Origin of the sequence: Pseudoalteromonas denitrificans DSM 6059 (genome assembly GCF_900112265.1) — a bacterium.
GTDB classification, from domain to species: domain Bacteria; phylum Pseudomonadota; class Gammaproteobacteria; order Enterobacterales; family Alteromonadaceae; genus Pseudoalteromonas; species Pseudoalteromonas denitrificans.
Window position 1 is genome coordinate 15,257 of sequence record NZ_FOLO01000024.1, and the last position, 20,627, is coordinate 35,883.

Annotated in this window: 16 protein-coding genes; 10 read left to right on the top strand and 6 right to left on the bottom strand. The window is 35.7% G+C overall.

All coding sequences use genetic code 11. The features are described 5' to 3' along the window. Positions 1–13 precede the first annotated feature (13 nt). Positions 14–895, bottom strand: a complete 882-nt coding sequence (gene nadK / locus BM088_RS14765) for an NAD(+) kinase (protein WP_091985638.1) — start codon at positions 893–895, stop codon at positions 14–16. A gap of 106 nt (positions 896–1,001) precedes the next feature. On the opposite strand from nadK, the gene BM088_RS14770 reads away from it, so the two are divergent. Both BM088_RS14770 and grpE read left to right on the top strand, forming a co-directional pair. Further along, on the top strand, positions 1,002–1,937 hold the full coding sequence (locus BM088_RS14770; RefSeq protein ID WP_091985642.1) for an HrcA family transcriptional regulator: 936 nt from the start codon (positions 1,002–1,004) through the stop codon (positions 1,935–1,937). A 118-nt stretch (positions 1,938–2,055) separates the two neighbouring features. Beyond that, positions 2,056–2,643: a nucleotide exchange factor GrpE gene (grpE, locus tag BM088_RS14775; RefSeq protein WP_091985646.1), complete on the top strand. Its 588-nt coding sequence runs from the start codon at positions 2,056–2,058 to the stop codon at positions 2,641–2,643. A 41-nt stretch (positions 2,644–2,684) separates the two neighbouring features. Here grpE and BM088_RS14780 read toward each other — a convergent pair whose 3' ends face one another. Then, entirely contained in the window at positions 2,685–3,884 is a 1,200-nt protein-coding gene (locus tag BM088_RS14780) for a multidrug effflux MFS transporter (protein WP_091985651.1), read from the bottom strand. A 183-nt stretch (positions 3,885–4,067) separates the two neighbouring features. Here BM088_RS14780 and BM088_RS14785 point away from each other — a divergent pair, with 183 nt between their 5' ends. Continuing rightward, a complete protein-coding gene (locus BM088_RS14785) occupies positions 4,068–4,865 on the top strand; it encodes a M48 family metallopeptidase (RefSeq protein WP_091985655.1) in 798 nt (265 codons plus the stop codon). A gap of 89 nt (positions 4,866–4,954) precedes the next feature. On the opposite strand, the gene BM088_RS14790 is transcribed toward BM088_RS14785, so the two are convergent. After that, positions 4,955–6,274, bottom strand: coding sequence for a Na+/H+ antiporter NhaC family protein (locus tag BM088_RS14790; RefSeq protein WP_091985659.1), 1,320 nt, complete (start codon positions 6,272–6,274; stop codon positions 4,955–4,957). A gap of 245 nt (positions 6,275–6,519) precedes the next feature. Between BM088_RS14790 and dapB the strand changes: the two genes are divergently transcribed. The 7 genes from dapB to BM088_RS14825 all read left to right on the top strand — a co-directional run bounded on the left by dapB (position 6,520) and on the right by BM088_RS14825 (position 14,986). After that, complete coding sequence (dapB, locus tag BM088_RS14795; protein WP_091985663.1) at positions 6,520–7,323, top strand: 4-hydroxy-tetrahydrodipicolinate reductase; 804 nt, start codon at positions 6,520–6,522, stop codon at positions 7,321–7,323. A gap of 203 nt (positions 7,324–7,526) precedes the next feature. Then, positions 7,527–8,660 carry a glutamine-hydrolyzing carbamoyl-phosphate synthase small subunit gene (carA, locus tag BM088_RS14800; RefSeq protein ID WP_091985668.1) on the top strand — a complete coding sequence of 378 codons (1,134 nt, stop codon included), beginning with the start codon at positions 7,527–7,529 and terminating at the stop codon, positions 8,658–8,660. A 32-nt stretch (positions 8,661–8,692) separates the two neighbouring features. Further along, positions 8,693–11,911, top strand: coding sequence for a carbamoyl-phosphate synthase large subunit (carB, locus tag BM088_RS14805; protein WP_091985673.1), 3,219 nt, complete (start codon positions 8,693–8,695; stop codon positions 11,909–11,911). 107 nt (positions 11,912–12,018) lie between these two features. Beyond that, complete coding sequence (greA, locus tag BM088_RS14810) at positions 12,019–12,495, top strand: transcription elongation factor GreA (protein ID WP_091985678.1); 477 nt, start codon at positions 12,019–12,021, stop codon at positions 12,493–12,495. Positions 12,496–12,629: 134 nt separating this feature from the next. Further along, positions 12,630–13,895, top strand: coding sequence for a tetratricopeptide repeat protein (locus BM088_RS14815; RefSeq protein ID WP_177208062.1), 1,266 nt, complete (start codon positions 12,630–12,632; stop codon positions 13,893–13,895). Positions 13,896–14,101: 206 nt separating this feature from the next. Continuing rightward, a complete protein-coding gene (locus BM088_RS14820) occupies positions 14,102–14,500 on the top strand; it encodes a hypothetical protein (protein WP_091985687.1) in 399 nt (132 codons plus the stop codon). A gap of 267 nt (positions 14,501–14,767) precedes the next feature. Further along, positions 14,768–14,986: a hypothetical protein gene (locus BM088_RS14825; RefSeq protein ID WP_091985692.1), complete on the top strand. Its 219-nt coding sequence runs from the start codon at positions 14,768–14,770 to the stop codon at positions 14,984–14,986. Positions 14,987–15,258: 272 nt separating this feature from the next. Here the strand turns inward: BM088_RS14825 and BM088_RS14830 are convergent, their stop codons facing one another. The 3 genes from BM088_RS14830 to BM088_RS14840 all read right to left on the bottom strand — a co-directional run bounded on the left by BM088_RS14830 (position 15,259) and on the right by BM088_RS14840 (position 20,536). Next, positions 15,259–18,429 carry an efflux RND transporter permease subunit gene (locus BM088_RS14830; RefSeq protein WP_091985696.1) on the bottom strand — a complete coding sequence of 1,057 codons (3,171 nt, stop codon included), beginning with the start codon at positions 18,427–18,429 and terminating at the stop codon, positions 15,259–15,261. Between the two features lie 58 nt (positions 18,430–18,487). Beyond that, the gene (locus BM088_RS14835) at positions 18,488–19,687 is read right to left on the bottom strand and encodes an efflux RND transporter periplasmic adaptor subunit (RefSeq protein ID WP_091985699.1); all 1,200 of its coding nucleotides are present in this window, start codon (positions 19,685–19,687) and stop codon (positions 18,488–18,490) included. A 282-nt stretch (positions 19,688–19,969) separates the two neighbouring features. After that, entirely contained in the window at positions 19,970–20,536 is a 567-nt protein-coding gene (locus BM088_RS14840) for a DUF4136 domain-containing protein (protein ID WP_091985703.1), read from the bottom strand. Positions 20,537–20,627: the final 91 nt, after the last annotated feature.

The following is a 20,627-nucleotide window of genomic DNA, read 5'->3' on the forward strand; positions in this document are numbered from 1 at the left end:
GAGTGTGAATGAATTAATACAATGGGTTACCCCAATTTAATTTTTGTCTTAAAACATTAAAATATGAATAATCTTTTGGATGAACCAATCTAAGTGGGCTATCTCCTTTTTTAATAACAATTTCATCACCAGGCATCACAGCTAAAACAATATGGCTATCACAGCTTACTTGTAAATTATCATCGTTATTTAAACTTAATTTTAGTCTGATTTCACTTTGTGCATCTACCACTAATGGCCTACTTGATAAAGTATGTGGAAACATAGGCACAAGTGCCATGGCATTGAGATCAGGTGTTAAAATGGGACCTCCACCAGATAGAGAATAGGCAGTTGAGCCTGTTGGTGTTGATATAATTAAACCATCAGAGCGTTGCGAAAAAACAAAATCATTATCAATAAAGGCTTCAAATTCAATCATGTGAGCTACTTTATCAGCATGTAAAACAGCTTCATTTACGGCTGAATTGGAACTTTTCAACTTTTCGTGACGGTATACTTCAACTTCAAGTAAAAACCTTTCTTCTTCTCTGTATTCACCGCTTATAACTTGCTCCAATGCGGCTTCAAATGAATCTGGATTTAAATCGGTTAAAAACCCAAGGTTTCCCCTATTAACGCCAATAACGGCAATGTTGAAGCGAGAAAGTACTCTAGCCGCGCCTAACATATTGCCATCACCGCCAACAACAATGGCTAAATCACATAATTTTCCGAGGTCAACTAAATCCACTAATTCTTTGTCTTCTAGTTGCATTTGTTGGCCAGCTCTTTGTTCAATCAATACGTCACAGCCAAGTGCGATAAGAAAAGAATGTAGGCTTTGTAAAGTTGAATTAGCGCCATCATGGTTAGGTTTACCAATCAAGCCTATTTTTTTAAATTTTTGAGTCATAATTCATCTACAAATTATTAGGTACTTAACTGAGTCTTAAGTATATAGAAAGGTTAACTTAAAAACACCACTTGAAATCAAATGATCTTGCCCCATATCATTGTTTATGAAGTTAAGTTCCCGTGATCAACAAATATTTACAGCAATAATGAGTCTTTACTGTGATGGTAAAGGTTGTGCAATTGCATCTTCCAAAATTGTGAAGCAAAAAGGCATGTCAATGTGTTCTGCCACTGTCAGAAATGCAATGGCACGACTAGAAAAACTGGGTTATCTTTACTCCCCTCATACCTCTGCTGGACGGATCCCGACAAAAAAAGGGTATCAGTATTGGTTTGATGAGTTTTTTTCTTTAAAAAATATTGCACCTTTTTGGCAGCCAACCCAAGAAGCATTGATTGAACTTTCTCATTTTATTAGTCAAAAATATCAAGTCTGTATTTTTGCAGGCTTAGGTCAAAAAATTTCACAAAATGTATTTAGAGTTGAAGTTTTGGACTTTGATAAAACGCATTGGCTTGTGTTATTAATTGACAGACAAGGTCAGAGTCAAAATATAAAAATCACTAAGCCTTTAGAAGCGAATGAAGATATTAGAAACCAATTTAATGCTTGGTTAAATATGGTGTTTGGTCAACAAACATTAGCCGAAGGTTTAAAAAGAATGCAGGCTATGGCAAATACCGCGCCTATGTTCTGTCATGGCTCTTTAACACAGTGGACTCGCGCTCTGGCAGAAAAACTGGGTGATGAAAATTGCATCGTTGTTGGCGATAGCTATTTATTTAATCATATTAAGCTCTCAGAGCAGCCTTTAATTGGTGCGCCATTATTAAATTATGTTGAGGATAAATTAGCACTTAAAAAAGGGATTTCAGTTATTTATGGTAATGATTTACCGTATGAAGGGTTTGAAAATTTAATACTTTTAAGTTTGCCATATTTTTCAGAGCAATATTATCAAAGTCGCTTTACTATTTTATGTGAAAGCTCGGCTAAAATTGAAGCAATCATTAATGAATTTGCAACTTTTGATATGTAATTTTTTAAGTTTTATACTTGAAACTTTATTTTAGATCCCCATCTAAGTTATTATAAAATTTTGAAGCTGTACCACGTTAATAACGGGTAACAAAAGAATTACAATCGGAGAAAGATTAATGTCTGAGCAGACAAACCAGACTTCACCTGAAGTAGAAAATATTGAAGAAGTAGTAGAGCAAGCTGAAACAGTGAATGATGATGCATCGTTAGAGCAAAGTCCTGAAGCTGAAATTGCTGCTTTATATGCTGAATTAGAAGATGCTAAAAATACGATTGTTAATCAAAAAGACAGTGTTGTACGTGCAGCAGCTGAAGTTGATAATGTTCGCCGCCGTGCTGCATTAGATGTTGAAAAAGCACATAAATTTGCACTTGAAAAGTTTGTAAATGAGCTTTTACCAGTTGTTGATAACTTAGATCGCGCAATTGAATTTGCAGATAAAGAAAATGAAGCATTAAAACCTTTGCTTGAAGGCATAGATATGACGTCTAAAAGCTTTGTTGATGCAGTGAAGAAATTTGGTGTTGAAGTCGTAGACCCACAAGGTGAAACATTTAATCCAGAATTCCATCAAGCAATGTCAATGCAGCCAAATGCTGATTTAGCACCAAATACAGTTATGGCTGTAATGCAAAAAGGCTACACATTAAGTGGTCGTTTATTACGCCCTGCTATGGTTATGGTATCTAAAGCCGCTGAATAATGAATTGCGTTGTCTTTAGAAATAAAAAGGTTTAACTTAGGTTAAACCTTTTTTAGTTTTTCTTTACTCAAATTTAATTTAATTTTCCACTGACATAAAATTATTAAAATAACAGCGGATAACATCAAAGTTGAAAAGGGCAGTGTGTTTTTTACCCAGAACAATGCCAATAAAGGTCCAGCTAATGCACCCACCCCAAATCGTAAAGTGCCGATTACTGCAGTTGCTGTGCCAGACTTCTCTTCAAAACGTAATAAAACAAGCGAGTCAGAATTACTGGCCATCACACCTAAACTCATCATTAAAGGCGCTAATGCAGCAATTGTATAATATAACCCTGAATCATAAAGGCTTGTGGTAAACAATAAACTTGATGAAATAAGTGCTAATAACAAACCATAATGTAACATTTTTCTTGAGCCGACTTTAGGCACTAATCTTGTATTTAAAAAGTTTCCTAACATAAGAGCGATAACATTAAAGGCAAACAAGAAGCCAAAGCGACTTTGTGGCACTTCAAAATAATCAAGGTAGATAAAGGGTGCCGAAGTTAAAAAGCAAAAGAAAGCAAAAGAGGCTAATACTGAAGTTGCAATATCTAAGCGTGCTTTTTTATTGCTGAATACAGCACCGTAATTATCTAAAAATAAACCAAGACCTGTTTTATCTGATTTAAAAATAGGTATCTCAATAAAATATTTAGCGACTAATAACAAAATTATTAAGCTATAGGCAGATAATACAAAAAATATACTCGACCAATGCCAGTAACTTATTAAACTGGCACCAATTGTTGGTGCGATTAAAGGGGCTAACATCATGATCATAGAAACATATGACATGCCTTTAGCTGTATCTTTTTGATAAATATATCGGATGACACCAGGGACAACCACTGTTGCTGCTGCACCAGTAAATGCTTGAATAGCCCTGAATATAAAAAATACTTCAATTTGTCGTGTAAAAGCTAAGATTAATGAGCTAACAAGAAAACCAGACAATCCTAAAATAGCTAATTTCTTGCGTCCAAACTGATCGGCTAAAGGACCAAAAAATAACATTCCTAGCGCATATCCAGCTAAATAAACACTTAAAGAAATTTGGATATTACTAATTGATGTATTGAAATCTTGACTCATAATCAACATAGCAGGTAAGTACATATCAATTGCCAGGGGTGTGATAGCCACTATACTTGCAAACAAAGGCAGTAATAAACGTGTATTAAAAGTTTTGATCATGGGTATTTCTTACATGGGATACAAAATTGAGAGCGCATATCATACTCTGCAAAAGACTGCGCGTGAATATAAAGTGTATTCTAAATTGTATCTTGTTATGTAAGTTTATTTTGTATACCAGAGTAATAAACTGCTTTAAAATAATGCTATAAAATTGGTTTTGATTGAATGAAGAGATTATTAATGAAAAAAACACTCATTGCATTTGTTACTTTAGCGACATTAGTTGGTTGTAAAACATCACCCACAGGTAGAACACAAATTGCGCTTTATTCAGATACTCAAATGAATAAAATGGGCGTGCAAAGCTTTGAACAACTAAAAGCAGATAAAGCGATTAATACCGATGTTAAAATAAACCGCTATGTGCAATGCGTTGCTGATAATGTCATTTCTGTATTACCGACGAAATACACAAATCAACAATGGGAGGTTGTTGTATTTGAAGATGATTCAGCCAATGCTTTTGCATTACCAGGCGGAAAAATAGGCGTTCACACTGGGTTATTAAAAATAGCTGCAAACCAAGATCAGTTAGCAACAGTATTAGGGCATGAAGTTGGTCATGTAATAGCAGAGCATTCAAATGAACGTGCGTCTCAAGGCAACCTTTTACAATATAGTATGCAAGCGACCAGTGCGGTGTTACAAACTCAGAATGTTAAATATCAAAATGAAATTATGTCGGCATTGGGGATGGGGGCACAATATGGTGTCGTATTGCCTTTTAGCCGAACGCATGAAACTGAGGCTGATTCAATCGGTTTGGATTTAATGGCAAAAGCGGGGTTCAACCCAAAAGAGTCTGTTACTTTATGGCAGAACATGTCAAAGGAGGGTAGTGGTGCAACTCCTGAATTCTTGTCTACACATCCAGCCCCAACCAGCCGCATTAGTGAGTTACGTTCTAAAATGCCTGATGCAATGAAATTTAAAAATGTAGCTGCAAAATCAGGATTAAAACCGGGTTGTAAACTTTAGAAATATACTTATAAAAATATTGCGCAATGGAATTGCGCTATTTATAAAAAGCTAAATATATTAATAATATTGAATCAAAGTGGGTATTTCTATTTTTCTTTATTACTTCTGAAGCAGATCACCAAAATTGCCGTCAATGCCAATATAAAACAATAAAAAGCTGATGTAGATACTTCCCATGGTGATAATTTAAATGTAGCACCTAAAAGTAGAGCCTGTGCTCCATAAGGTAAAATACCTTGTACAATACATGCAAAAATATCTAACAAGCTTGCAGAGCGTTTTGAACTAATTTTTCCATCTTCTGCTAACTTTTTAGCGATCGGTCCAGAAACAATAATCGCAACAGTATTATTTGCGATACATAAATTTGAAGCAAATACTAAGGCTGCAATACCAAGTTGGTCAGCAATTTTTTTATTGAATTTATCTGAAATGATATGAGTTAAAAATTGAATTTTTTTCGCGATATATTCCAACCCCCCATTGATGCGAATAAACTCAGATAATCCGCCGATTAACATAGATAAAAGAAAGATCTCTTGCATGCCACTAAAACCTTTATAAATATCTTTTACAAAAGCACCGGCTTCATAATTACCTGTGAAACCAATTACTCCCGCAAATATAATACCGCTTATTAATACGGCAAAAACATTAAATCCCATTACAGCTAAAATAAGTATAAAAGCATAAGGTAATACTAATAATAAATCGTATTCTGTTACATCAAATGCTTGTGTTTGTGGGCTTAGAATAAATAAAAGTATCATTGTTATGATAGCTGCAGGTACAGAAAAAGATAAATTTTCTTTAAATTTATCTTTCATTTCACAGCCTTGAGTTTTGGTCGCTGCAATTGTGGTATCAGAAATAATAGATAAATTATCACCAAATATAGCCCCTGATACAACAGTACCAGCTATCAATGCGGGGTCTATACCTGTTTTGATAGAAACAGCATAAGCTATGGGTCCAATGGCACCAATTGTGCCCATTGAAGTGCCCATAGCAGTTGCAATTATACCTGATATTAAAAATAGTCCAGGTAATAAAAATGCTGCGGGGATCACATCAAGTCCTGCATTTACAATTGCATCAACGCCCCCTGTTGCACCAGCGACGGTAGAAAAAGCACCAGCCAATAAATAAATTAAGCACATGGTAATGATGTTGTTATGTCCAGCGCCATTAACAAATGTCTCAACTGATGAATTGATGGTTTGTTTATTTAGAAAAAAAGCTAATAAAATTGCAGGTAATATAGCAACAGGTGCTGGAAGTTGATAAAAAGCGTAATCAACGCCATTTGATTGTAAATATATACCTGTACCTAAAAATATACTGACAAAAACCAATAAAGGGAGCAAAGATAACTTAGCCTGCATTTTATTATAATCGTATTTCATAAATTACCTTTTTTCTTGTTTTCCTATTGTTTACTGATTTCATTTAATATTTCAAGTGAAACTCAGTATTGTGTGTTTAGAACTGTATGGAATATAATTTGGATGCGTGAATGTATAGACGTCTAGATGTTTTGTCAATCAATTCTTGATAGACTAAGAAACAATAAATAAACTGGCAAAACTTAGTCGCTTGTAAGTTTGTAGGCAGGTAAAATAATATTAATTGCAAATAAAAAGAGAATAAAATGAATCGAATTGGAGTTTTTGGTGCAAATGGTCGTATGGGCAGAGCCTTATTAGAAGTGATTTCACAAGACAATAATTGCCAATTATCTGCATTTTGTCGTACAGGATCTGACTTAATAGGTTTTGATTTGGGGCCAACTACGATGGGGGCGAAAGGTCCTATTTTACTCAAAAGTGAGCAAAATATTAACCATAATGAAATAGATGTTTTAATTGATTTTACTTTGGCTTCAGGTTTAAAAAATCATTTAGCTGATGCAGTAAAAAATAAAACAGCTATGGTTATTGGCACAACAGGTTTAACTGAAAATGAAATGTTGGCACTTGAGCAAGCAAGTAAAACTATTCCTATTGTTTTTGCGCGTAATTTTAGTGTAGGTATTAATGTATTGCTTAGTTTAGTTAAGACTGCAGCAACAACATTAGATGAAAATATTGATATTGAAATATTTGAAGCTCACCATAGAAATAAAATTGATGCTCCGTCGGGTACAGCTTTAGCGATTGGAGAAGCAATTGCTGATGCAAAAGGTTGGCAGCATGACAAAGTCGCAAAATTTGACCGTTCTAGCGATGAAGTTGCAAAAACACAAAATGAAATTGGCTATTCTGTGTTGAGAGCTGGGGACATAGTTGGTGAACATACGGCTTACTTCGCAACTATGGGGGAAAGACTTGAGTTAACCCATAAAGCGAGTTCTAGAATTACCTTTGCACAAGGAGCTGTAAGGGCTGCGGCTTGGTTGAAAAACAAACCACCTGGACTTTATACTATGCAAGATGTGCTAAGTTTGCATGACTAAAGTGTTTTTTATAGGGGTTTAAAGGTTTTTTTTGATTGAAATGGTTATTTTTAGTTAAATTGTATTTTTAGTTAGATTTTTTCACCTTTTTATTCTAAAATACTTCGGATTTGCCAAATTTTTGTTTTATGTGTCTAAAATGCTTTAGATGTGTTGTAAATCGTCAGTTTTTACAGCACATATTTTCCTGTTAGGAGGTTAACTTGACTAAATCCGCTTTGTTAGTTCTAGAAGACGGTACAGTATTTCGCGGTACTGCCATTGGTGCTGAAGGTATATCAGTAGGTGAAGTAGTATTTAATACGTCTATGACGGGTTATCAGGAGATATTGACTGATCCCTCATACGCTGAGCAAATTATTACACTGACTTACCCGCACATAGGTAATACAGGTACTAACAGCGAAGATGAAGAAGCGAATAAAATCTGGGCGAAAGGATTGGTCATTCGTGATTTGCCTTTATTGGCGAGTAATTTCCGTAACGAACAATCGTTAGGTGAATATTTAAAACAACGCAATATTTTAGGTATTGCTGACATAGATACACGTAAGCTCACACGTATATTACGTGATAAAGGTGCGCAAAAGGGTTGTATTCTTGCTGGCGACATCGATGAAAATAAAGCATTGGAAGCTGCTAAAGCATTTCCTGGCCTAAAAGATATGGATTTAGCCAAGGTTGTATCGACATCAAAAAATTATCAATGGAATGAAACAAGTTGGGCTTTAGGTAAAGGGTTTTCAACATTAAGCGAAGCAGATGAAAAGTTTCATGTTGTTGCTTATGATTTTGGTGTTAAACGTAATATTTTACGTATGTTAGCAGACCGTGGTTGTAAATTAACCGTTGTACCGGCTCAAACTTCCGCTGCTGACGTATTAGCATTAAATCCAGATGGAATATTTTTATCAAATGGACCTGGTGATCCTGAGCCATGTACTTACGCGATAGAAGCAATTAAAAGCTTTTTAGAAACTGATATTCCTGTTTTTGGTATTTGTCTGGGACATCAGCTTTTAGCCTTAGCTTCGGGTGCTACAACTAGCAAAATGAAATTTGGTCATCACGGTGGTAACCACCCGGTTAAAGATCTTGATAAAGATGTAGTGATGATCACAGCTCAAAATCATGGTTTTGCAGTTAATGAAGATACTCTTCCTAAAAATTTACGAGCAACACATAAATCATTATTTGATGGCACTCTTCAAGGTATTCATCGTATAGATAAGCCTGCATTTAGTTTCCAAGGACATCCAGAAGCGAGTCCTGGCCCTCATGACGCAGCTCCATTATTTAATCATTTCATCGACTTAATGCAAGCTCGTAAACAATAATTAAAGACTGATACTTTAGGAACTAGAGAATAATGCCAAAACGTAACGACTTAAAAAGCATACTAATCTTAGGCGCAGGTCCAATTGTAATTGGTCAAGCATGTGAGTTTGATTACTCAGGCGCGCAGGCTTGTAAAGCACTAAGAGAAGAAGGTTATAGAGTTATCTTAGTTAACTCTAACCCTGCAACAATTATGACAGATCCAGAAATGGCAGATGCGACTTATATCGAGCCAATTCACTGGGAAGTTGTTGAAAAAATTATCGCTAAAGAAAACCCATGTGCGATATTACCAACTATGGGTGGCCAAACAGCATTAAACTGTGCACTTGATTTAGAAAAGCATGGTGTACTTGAAAAGTACAATGTTGAAATGATTGGTGCAACTGCTGATGCAATTGATAAAGCAGAAGACAGATCTCGTTTCGATAAAGCAATGAAAGCAATAGGTCTTGATACACCCGTTGCTGAAATAGCGCATACAATGAGCGAAGCAAAAGACATCAATACACGTATTGGTTTCCCTTGTATTATCCGTCCATCTTTCACTATGGGTGGCACCGGTGGTGGTGTTGCTTACAATATGGAAGAGTTTGAAGAAATCTGTACCCGTGGTTTAGACTTATCTCCAACAAGTGAATTATTGATTGATGAATCATTAATTGGTTGGAAAGAGTACGAAATGGAAGTTGTGCGTGATAAAAACGACAACTGTATCATAGTGTGTGCAATTGAAAACTTCGACCCTATGGGTGTTCATACAGGTGACTCAATCACTGTGGCACCCGCACAAACATTAACAGACAAAGAATACCAGTTAATGAGAAATGCTTCTTTAGCTGTATTACGTGAAATTGGTGTTGAAACGGGTGGTTCAAACGTACAGTTTGGTATTTGTCCTGATACAGGTCGCATGGTTATTATTGAAATGAACCCGCGCGTATCTCGTTCATCAGCACTTGCTTCAAAAGCAACGGGCTTCCCAATTGCTAAAATTGCAGCAAAACTTGCGATAGGCTATACGTTAGATGAACTTCAAAATGATATAACAGGTGGAAAGACACCTGCATCATTTGAACCTTCAATTGATTATGTTGTAACTAAATTACCGCGCTTTAATTTTGAAAAGTTTGCTGGTGCAAACGACCGTTTAACGACACAAATGAAATCTGTGGGTGAGGTGATGGCGATAGGTCGTAACTTCCAAGAATCATTACAAAAAGCATTACGTGGTCTAGAAGTTGGCGTAAATGGTTTATCACCTTTTGTTGATTTAACTGATTCAAATGCAAAAGCTAAAATTATTCATGAATTACGCGAGCCAGGTGCTGAGCGTATTTGGTATATAGCTGATGCAATGCGTTTTGGTATGAGCATTGAAGAAATTCATGAGCTGACTAAAGTTGATCTTTGGTACTTAGTTCAAATGGAAGACATCATAAAAGATGAAACCAAAATTTCAGAAGTGGGTATGGCTGGCCTAAATAAAGAATTCTTACGTAAATTAAAGCGTAAAGGCTTTGCTGATTCTCGTATCTCAGAAATTGCAGGTGTATCTGAAACTGAAATTCGTAAAAAGCGTCATCAATTAAATATCACACCTGTATACAAGCGTGTTGACACGTGTGCTGCTGAATTTAGCTCTGATACTGCTTACATGTATTCATCTTACGATGAAGAGTGTGAAGCAAATCCTTCTGATAAAGATAAAATAATGGTCATTGGCGGTGGTCCTAACCGCATCGGTCAAGGTATCGAATTTGATTACTGTTGTGTTCATGCTGCACTTGCAATGCGTGAAGATGGTTATGAAACTATCATGGTAAACTGTAATCCAGAAACGGTTTCAACAGATTACGATACTTCAGATCGCTTATATTTTGAACCTATTACACTTGAAGATGTATTAGAAATAGTACGTATTGAAAAACCAAAAGGTGTAATCGTTCAATATGGTGGCCAAACACCACTTAAATTAGCGAGAGAATTAGAAGCGAATGGCGTGCCAATTATTGGTACCTCACCTGATGCTATTGATCGCGCTGAAGATAGAGAACGTTTCCAAAAAATGGTGGAACGTTTAGATTTATTACAACCGGAAAATGCGACCGTAACTTCAACTGAAGAAGCGATTGCAAAATCTGCTGAAATTGGTTTTCCACTTGTAGTGCGTCCATCGTATGTACTTGGTGGCCGTGCAATGGAAATTGTATATGACGAAGCAGATTTACGTCGTTATATGACAGAAGCTGTATCTGCATCTAATGAAGCACCCGTATTACTTGACCGTTTTCTAGATGATGCAATTGAAATTGATGTTGATGCTATTTGTGACGGTGAGCAAGTAGTGATCGCTGGTATTATGGAGCATATAGAGCAAGCGGGTGTTCACTCAGGTGATTCAGCATGTTCATTACCGCCATATACATTAAGCCCTCAAATTCAAGATGTTATGCGTGACCAAGTAACACGTATGGCTTTAGAGTTAGGTGTTGTAGGTTTAATGAATACTCAGTTTGCAGTTAAAGACGGCGATGTTTATTTAATTGAAGTAAATCCGCGTGCTGCACGTACGGTACCATTTGTTTCTAAAGCAACTGGAATGGCAGTTGCTAAAGTTGCAGCCCGTTGTATGGCAGGTCAAAGCCTAGTAAACCAAGGTATAAAAGGTGAAATAATTCCACCATATTACAGTGTAAAGGAAGTGGTTCTTCCTTTTGCTAAGTTCTTAGGTGTGGATCCAATTCGTGGTCCTGAAATGCGCTCTACCGGTGAAGTAATGGGTGTGGGTGAAAACTTTGCTGAAGCATTTGCAAAAGCACAGTTAGGCGCAAGTAATGTTTTACCTCGTGGAGGCCGAGCGTTATTATCTGTACGCAATGCAGATAAAAAGCGCATTGTTGAACTTGCTCGTATCATGAAAGACTTAGGTTTTGATTTAGATGCAACGGGCGGTACAGCAAAAGCAATAGAGTCTGCTGGTATTGAAGTTCGCCATGTGAATAAAGTATTTGAGGGTCGCCCTCATATTCTTGACCGCATTAAAAACGAAGAATATAGCTATATTGTCAATACCACCGAAGGCCGTCAGGCAATAGAAGACTCAAAAGTACTTCGACGTGGTGCATTGCAACATAAAACAAACTATACTACGACGCTTAATGCTGCTTTTGCCAACTGTAAAGCAAATGCTGCAGATGACAGATCTGTTGTTACTTCGGTACAAGAACTGCACAAAAGAATAAAATAAGCGCCTAGAGTAAAACAAATATGCCTTTATTTATGATAATTTAGGCATAATTCAAATAACCTGAAAGTTGAATTTCAGGTTTTTTGTTATAAAAAATGGACAAGTTTATGCAAAAAATACCAATGACAGTTCAAGGTGAAGTACTTTTACGTGAAGAACTGGTTGAACTTAAAACTGTAAAACGCCCTCGAATCGTAGCGGATATCGCAGAAGCACGTGAACATGGCGATCTTAAAGAAAATGCTGAGTACCATGCTGCCCGTGAAGAGCAAGGTTTTTGTGAAGGCCGAATTCAAGAGATTGAAGCCAAATTATCAAATGTACAAGTGATAGATGTTACAAAAATGCCGAATAATGGCAAAGTCATTTTTGGTACAACCGTCACGATTGTAAATATCGAAACTGATGATGAAGTGACTTACAAAATTGTAGGTGATGATGAAGCTAATATTAAAAAGAATCTTATTTCTGTTAACTCGCCAATTGCACGTGGCCTTATCGGAAAAGAAGTAGATGATGAAGTCAGTATTGCGACACCAAAAGGCAATGTTGGTTTTGAAATCATAGAAGTACAATATAAATAAGTGCGAATATATTTAATTGATTAAGGTGTGCATAATTGCTAGCCTAAATTAATAAGAGAATAAGCTCGGATTTTCCGAGCTTTTTTATTGGCTCATTTTTTATGATATTGTCATTTTGGCAGAAGGATTTTGACTTGTTAAAACTTCTATCTTATTCATTTATTTTCTGTTTATTTATGCTTGCTTCACCTGTAAAAGCCGATTGTCAAAGTGAATTTAACAATAAAAATTACATCGAAGCATTTGGCATATGTCAGAATGAAAGTGAAGAATCAGCAGATGCACAATTTATCATGGCCCAAATTTATGCCAAAGGGTTAGGTGTGGGTCGAGACTTAACTCAAGCAATCAATTACTTAAGTCAGGCTGCTCAAGCAGAACATACCCAAGCCATGTTTAATTTAGCTGTGGCATTTGAACTTGGTAAAGGTGTTGAAAAAAACCTCGTTGTATCACATGAATGGCAATTAAAATCGGCACATAAGGGGTGGTTAAAAGCACAGCGTAAAGTCGCTAAAATGTACGAAACGGGTCAAGGTGTCCGTCCTGATGCTGAACAAGCCTATATTTGGTATAAAAAAGCGGCGGAGCAAGGCGATGCAGATAGCCAACTAGAATTGGGTGCAGTTTTATTACAAGGTATTAATTTACCAGGAAAAACAGTGCAAAAAGATATTGATAAGGGTTTGTATTGGATCAAAGAGTCAGCAAAGCAGAATAATGCAGAGGCGCAATTTGCCATAGCAACTTTAATTATTGATAAAGCGCCTGAAGAAGCAATGAGTTTTTATTTAAAAGCTGCTGAAAATGGAAATAAATTTGCAATGCATAACCTCGCTTCTATTTATTTAAAAGGTGAAATAGTGCCTCAAGATGTTGTAAATAGTAAACACTTTGCTGTAATGGCGATTGCTAAGGGGCAAAAATCTAGCCAGAGTATTCTAGATCATATTGTTCAATTAGAAAACTTGAACAAAAATGGGAGTAAAAAAGAAAACACAAAAGAAGTTGAAAAAACACCTCAATTGGCATCTTCAGAACAAACATCACCAGCTATAAATGAGCAAAACATTACTGAAAATAAAGGTGAAACCGAAGCAGAAACTACAGTTAAAACTCAAGTTGAAAATGAATTTATCACCTCACTTAGAAACGCTAATTATGTTTTACAATTAGCGAGTATGGCAAAAAAAACCAGTGTAAATGGCTTCATAAAAAAATATAACTTAATGAATAAAGTACATGTTTTATTTATACCCAATACAAAACGCTATTTAATTTTGTCAGAACCAAAAGAATACTTAACGCAAGCTAGGGAGCTACAAAAGCAATATAACGAATTATTAAATAGCAGCGCTTGGTTAAGAAAAACACCTGCTGTTTTAGCTTTGTTACATTAGGTTTTAAAATAGAAGAATCGAAAAAGATGTGAGCTACACTTTAGTTAAATCATGCCCTAAGGGCGAAACATTAACACAAAGTAGTACATACTTTAGAAATACAGCGTAACGAGTGTAATTTTATACTTGATTTTTTTAACTCGTAAATTATCTCTTTTTAAGAGAGTTATTCATTTTTAACTTCTGGAAATATTTGGAAGATTTTTATGAAATATATATTACTAATGATTTCCCTCATTTTTGCCTTAGTTTTTTACTTGTTTGTAGTAGTTCCTTTAGATCTCAACAGGGTTTCCTTTTCTAAAAAAATAATGAAAGATCCTTTAACCTTAGAGTTACTATTAAATAAAACGCCAGCACCAATTTTAAAAACTTCTTTAGTATCTATACATATAGCTAGTTTGATAGATCCTGTGCAACTCACAAAATTACAAATATATAATAAATATCTTCAAAGAGCTAAGTTGGGTGTAGCAGAAGCGAAATATCTTGTCTCTTCAATTCAGAATAGTTGTAGCTCTTATATGACCTTAGAGCAAATAGATATAGTCAGAATAGAAGAAAGTCAATTTTACTTAGATGGAACTCTTTCTTTAGCGTTATAAAATGTTCATCATGAATGTCATGAATGTCATGAATGTCATGAATTAGCTGGCTCTTTAAAAGGTGGAACGATTAAAAAGTTACATAAATTTTGGCGAAAAAGTGCAGCAGCTCAAGGTTATGCACTTGCAAAAATTGAAATTGAAAAAGGTAATATTGAACGTGGGGAGTTATTAAAATTACTTCAAGTTTCATTTAAACAGTTGAATGGTCATGCCTATTTAAAGAACACCTTAACTCATTACATGAGATATTTTTACACTGAATTTATGGATAACTCAAATAACATAGAGCAAATAGTTGATCCTAACTCAATTGCGTGGGAATACCTCAGCTGTATTGCTAATGTAAACTGTGATCAAATAGATTTTGAATTAATGCTAGAGTTACATTTTGATAAGAGCGATATAAATAAAATATTGAGTGCCAGTGAGTATTATAAAAAAGCGATAAAAAATGAAGACTGGAAATCTTTAGGTTTAAATTAAAACATATGTAACCATTCTGAATGGGATAAATATGCAATAGCTGCGCTACTTACAATCCCACTTAGGTTTAGTTGAGAGCTATAAACCTGTGCTCTTTAAAAATTATCCTCAGCTATAGTTGATCACTAATTTAAAAGAATTGGTATAATACATTATTCAGTTATAAATTCATTCCAAAATATCAGACATAAAAAGGCGCTTTTAGCGCCTTTTTGGTTTATGCAAAATAAAGTTGCTCTGGGTGAGCAACGATAGGTTTTTTATTAAAGTGTTTACAAATCTGATTGAGCTAAAGTATCCAGTTTCTCATTGGTAGCAGCATCATGTTTTTTATTGCGACTAATAAGGCGTTTTAGAAGATGTTTTAAGTCCTCTAAAGCAACATACTGACATGGAATCAATAATAAAGTGATCACAGTTGCAAACAATACACCAAATGCAAGTGATACAGCCATAGGTATGACTATTTTGGCTTGTAGGCTTGTCTCTGTAATGATTGGAATTAAACCAATAAATGTTGTTATTGATGTTAAGAATATAGCTCTAAAGCGTTTACAGCCAGCTTCTACAACGGCAACTTTCATTGGAATGCCAGCAGCACGGGCTTTATTGACAAAATCAACCATGACCAAAGAATCATTTACCACAACACCTGCAGCGGCAATAATGCCAAAGAAAGATAAGCTACTCATAGTCATGCCTAAAATAAGGTGGCCAAACATAGCGCCAATTACACCAAAGGGGATCACCGACATGATTAAAAACGGCTGAGAATAAGAGCGTAATGGAATTGCCAGTAGTGCAAATATCAACATCATAGATAAAGCAAAATTACGAATTTGCTCATTCATGCTGTCCATTTCTTCTTGAATCTTACCTGCTACTTCGGTACGAATACCTGAGTGTGCTTTAATAAGCTGAGGTAAATAATTATCTCTAATATCTTTGGTTATTTTGAAGGGTTCCGCTTGTTCAGTATCTACAGATGCCCATACATTAATAGTTCGCATTGCGTTTTCACGACGTATGCTATTTACACCTTGAACAAGTTCTATTTTGGCTACTTCAGATAACAGTACTTCGCCACCTGTTGGTGTACTAATACGTACATCTTGAATTTGACCAATTGAATTACGTTCTTCAATGGGATAGCGGATCATGACTTTAAGCTCTTCACCATCGCGTAAAATACGTTGTGCTTCTAAGCCATAAAAGCCAAAACTGACCTGAGATGCAATATCTGCAAGTGTTAACCCTAAACTATGGGCAACAGGCTTTAAATCTAAACGTACTTCATCTGTTGCTGTTTGCATTGAATCATTCACATCACCAATACCTTTAATTGTATTGAGCTTTTGCTTTAGCTGATTTGCCGCTAAACGTAAGGTTTCAATGTTTTTGCCTTCAAGGCGAAAGCTAATATCACCGTCATCTCGACCATTGCCGCCTATGCTATCTCGAATGTTTAATGTTTTAATCCCTGCAATTTGTGGCATTTGTTCACGCCACATATCGGCCAGAGCAAAGGTATCCATGACTCTGAGTTCTGGTGAAACCAGTTTTGCCATAATACGTGCACGCGTTCTACCTTGAAGGCGAACCGTTAATGCCTCAACCATTTTTGAACCATATTTTTGTTCAATTTTTTTATCAACATCTACAATCAATTGTTCAAATTGAAGCGCAGCTGTTAAAGTTGCTTGCTCAGATGAGGATAGTGTCATGTCTATATCAACGTTGGCAAAATCGTGAGGAATTTTAGGGTTAGCAACAAACTTAACAACACCCCCGACAAACATACCGGCACTAATAATTAAGATACTGACAAAACCCATAATAACGGCATATCTATAATGAATTGCTTTTTCGATAGCAGGGCGATATACATTTTCAATAAAACGTTTTAGATTTGAGTCGATAATTCCACGTAATACATGTAATGGGTTTTTAGGATTAGAAGGTCTGGGTGTCATTTTTGCTAAATGTGCTGGCAATATTAGTTTAGACTCAACCAATGAGAATATTAAACATAAAATAATGACACCACCAATAGCCATTGAGAATGCACTACTTGGTCCATCATCAAGCATCATAGGTAAAAATGCTGCAATCGTTGTAAGTACACCAAAAGTTGCAGGCATAGCAACACGTTTTACGCCGCGAATAACACTTTCCATACTATGACCGTGCTCTTCAATTTCGGCATGGGCCGATTCACCTATCACTATGGCATCATCGACCACTATGCCCAATACAAGAATAAAGGCGAATAGAGATGCGATATTAATTGTGATATCAAGACCTGCAGTTGGCATGAATAAAAACGCACCTAAAAATGAAACTGGTAGCCCCATCATGACCCAAAATGCTAAACGTATTCTTAAAAATAGTGCCAACATTAAAAATACTAATAAGCCACCCCAAATCATATTACTGATCATCATATCTAAACGGCCATTCAGGTAATAAGTCATATCAACAAATGACTCTATGGTGACACTTTGAGGTAGCTCTTTATTTTTGGCCTCTAAATAGGCATACATTACTTTGGCAACTTTAGTTATGTCTTGATCTTTAGATGCACCAATAGAGAAGGTTAGTGAGTTTTGACCATTAAATTTAGAGTATTGGATGCCTTCTTGAAAACCGTCGTTGATTGTTGCAATATCACCTAAATGAATTAATGTACCATCTTCAAGAGTAATCAAAGGAAGTTGTTCAAACTCATGACCTTTATAAGCTTGATTTTCAACACGAAGAGAAATATAGCCATTTTCAGCTTTAATTTGACCGGCCGACATATTAGCAGAATAACCACGTACTTTAGCTGCAATGTCTCTAAAACTTAAACCATATTCCCTGAGTTTATCCGGACTGATTTCAATACTAATTTCATAAGCTAAGCCACTAAAAAAATCAGCAACATTAATACCTGGTAAAGCTAAAATCTCATCATGTATTTTATTACCTAAGTCTTTGAGTTCATGGTTTGATAAATCACCATGAAGACTTAAAAACATGACTTCTTGAGTAAATTTGTCTTGACTGACAATCGGGCGTTCCATACCTTCAGGAAAGCTTGAAATTGTATCAACTTGCAGTTTAACTTCGTCTAATACTTCTTTTGCATCGTAGCCTTCGTCTACTTCAATCCAAGATTGTGAAAAGCTTCGACGAGAGTAAGTGATCACACGTTTAAGGCCTTGTAAGCCTTCAAGAGACTCTTCAATTTTTACAGTGATCCCTTCTTCAACTTCTTGCGGTGCTGCGCCTGGGTAGGCAACTTGTACTTGAAGCCAGTTATTTTCATAATCAGGAAACATTTGTTTACGTATAGTGGTAGCCGTTAATAGGCCGCCTACTAAAATAAATATCATTAACAAATTTGCAGCGACTGAATTCCGGGCAAACCAGGCTATGATCCCTTTATTAGTATCTATCATATTTAGACCCCTTGTTTTTAAACCTAGCGATGATGTTATTCAACTTATCTCTCATGGCTTAATCCTTCTTCATCGCAATTTGAGTTTCGTTTTTTTCATCAGAGTCTAATTGAGAAGGCTTTGCATGTTCAGTTGTTAACTTCATGCCTTCACTTGGGTAATCAAGGGCTGTAGTAATAATTTTATCGCCGTTTTGTAAACCATTGCTTAATACAATTTTGTCATCAAATTCTCTTAAGATATCAACGGTTTGATAAGTAAGTGTATTGTCAGTTGTTAATACTGCAATTTTATTATTTTTAACTAAGTGGCGGGCGACAGTGGCTGTATTGTTTATTTTTAAACCTTGAATTTTGGCATTTACATAGGCACCAAATCGAAGAGGCGGAAAATCAGTGTTTTGAGCGTATGGATTTTTTACTTGGGCCACTAAATAACTCATGCGACTTTTTTGATTAATAACACCTTCGCTACGTACAATGTTAGCTTGCCAATCATATTGTTTACCCGCATATTGCGTGGTTAAAACAACATTCGCATTGATGCCGCCTTTAATAAGATACTGCATATCTTTATCTGCAACAGGGAGCCTGACCTCTGCAATACTGATTGAATTTAGTTCTCCAATATTGCTGCCAGGGCTGACAACACTGCCTAAACTCACATCACGTTTGGCAATAATAGCATCATATGGTGCACTGATATAGGTACGTTCTAAATTACGTTTTGCACGTTTTAAAGAGGCTTCGGATGCTTTGAAACGGGCTAATTGCTCTGCTAATTGTGGTTTTCTTAAGTAAAGTTCTGATGGAATAAATTCATTACTGTTTTTACGAATACGTTCCCATTCCGATTGAGCAACATGGCCTTGAGCACGTTCTACTTCTAGTGCTGAGCGGGCTTGAGCAAGTGTTGCCTGTGCTTCTATAAGAGCTGCTTCATAATCATTAGGATCAATGCGCGCAAGCACATCTCCTTTTTTAACAAATCCACCTACTACAAATGTTTCGGAAACATTTACCAGCTGGCCGCTGAGCTGTGCAACAAGTTTGGTTTGATTTTTAGGCGCAATCAGACCATAAGAGCTCACATCTAGGGTGATTGATTGTATTGCTGCTGGCTGAATTTGTACCAGAGGGAAAATTTCTTTTTCGTCTTTCTCTTCTGGTGGTTTTTTCATTGCTGAGAAGCCGGCCGCAATTCCAACTCCTAAGACTAAGATCCCTATTGGGAAAAGTATTTGTTTTTTAGTCGCCACTTTGCATTCCTTAGTAACTTATATTGATGACAGCTATAGAATATCAATATATTATTTACTTAGTACTTAAAGATGTAACACCGTGTGTCATAAATGCTAGGTTTTGAAGGTTTCAAAAATAAATTTATTTTATAAGGGGCTGATTTAACTGTATTTATGTGTTTTTTAGTCTGTGTTTGTGAAACACTAAATTTTACAATTAGAGTGCAACTTTTTCTGAGGTGTTAAAAAGAAGAAATGTAAAAGCCAGTGATCTGGCTTTTCATTTTTTAAAGTGAAATATCAGAGTAATTCTTTTGCTTGAGGTGGAAAATTGCTTAATATGTTGATTACGGTTTCATTAATGACAGTTGTTCTTTTTTCTGGTTTTTGATTTTTATTTAATCTGCCTTCTTTGGCTCCGCGCCAAATGAGTTGGTTAGAATTTTTATCTACAACATCTATGATCAAAGTGCCGACTTCATATTCTCTAACTTGTTTTTCCGTATGAAAACTATTGTTCCATGGACGGTTCCAGTAACTCCATCTAGCGTCATAATGTGTAGAGAAAGTATTAATATCCATTTTTTTATCAACTGAAGCATGGTAGTTAATCAAAATGTCTGCTTGTTCTATAGGTACTTGTGTTAGACCTTTATTAATTAAGTCACTATTAACGGCTTCTCTAACACGTTTTTCCATAATAGGATTGATTTGATAATTTTTAACATCTTTACTCAAACTTGCATTTTTAACCCAGGCAAAAGTTTTAAAATTAGAGAAGTCAGTCGATTGGTCATAATCCCAGTCAGGTGTTTTAGCACAAGCAGCCAAAAATAATACGGTTAGGGCAATTAATAGGTTTCTCATTTTTTACTCCTTACAATTTTTATCTGTCGAGAACATATCATAAAAACTGAAAAATGTGTTTGAAAATAGTCTATGTATTTTTACATGAACC